The sequence below is a fragment of the Cereibacter sediminicola genome (assembly GCF_007668225.1).
GTDB classification, from domain to species: domain Bacteria; phylum Pseudomonadota; class Alphaproteobacteria; order Rhodobacterales; family Rhodobacteraceae; genus Cereibacter_A; species Cereibacter_A azotoformans.
Window position 1 is genome coordinate 1 of record NZ_VDEK01000132.1, and the last position, 619, is coordinate 619.

General features: G+C 64.9%; 1 protein-coding gene and 1 pseudogene. Both read right to left on the bottom strand.

Annotated elements, in window-relative coordinates; translation table 11 throughout:
* Positions 1 to 155 (bottom strand): annotated as a pseudogene (locus FG154_RS21675) (IS21 family transposase); the annotation flags it as partial.
* A 92-nt stretch (positions 156 to 247) separates the two neighbouring features.
* Positions 248 to 439, bottom strand: coding sequence for an integrase core domain-containing protein (locus tag FG154_RS20700; RefSeq protein ID WP_222120597.1), 192 nt, complete (start codon positions 437 to 439; stop codon positions 248 to 250).
* Positions 440 to 619 lie beyond the last annotated feature (180 nt).

A 619-nucleotide genomic window follows, 5' to 3' on the forward strand; every position in this document is an offset into this window, starting at 1 on the left:
CTGCTCGACAAAGCCGTCGAAGGCCGGCGGTGTCGGCATCAGCGCAGTCCGTTCCGCGGCCCACACCTCGGCGATCGTGCCCGGCAGCGTGCCGTGCGGCAGGCGCACCCATTGCTCGATGCAGCGCCCTCCAGCCAGGCATTCATCGCCGCCAGATCGGCAAGTCCGGCATCAACTGAAGAATTATATCGACCCAGCGGAATCTGCACAGGTTAAGCCGCTAATGCGAATGCCTCGGCGGGGGTCTTCATGTCCAGCGCCTTGCCTGATGCGGGCGGCGGTGGTTGTAGAAGGCGATCCAGTCGCCGATGGCGCGGGCCGCGTGCTGGAGGCTGTCGAAGCGCTGGCGGTGAACGCACTGCTCCTTCAGCGTCCGGATTACGCGCTCGACCATCCCGTTTTGCTGCGGGCAATGCGGGGTGATGAACTCCTGCTTCAGGCCGTAGCTGGTTCCGCCTGAACAACGCGATCAGGCGGCCGCATGACTGTAGCCGCGAGCGCGCTCCCGCCGGATCATCGCCAGAACGAGGGTAATGACGACAGCCAGAAGCTTCCTCAGGTGTGCCTTCGCGATGGCCTCGAGCGTGGCCTTCATCCAGGCGAAGGGCTCGACGCCGTT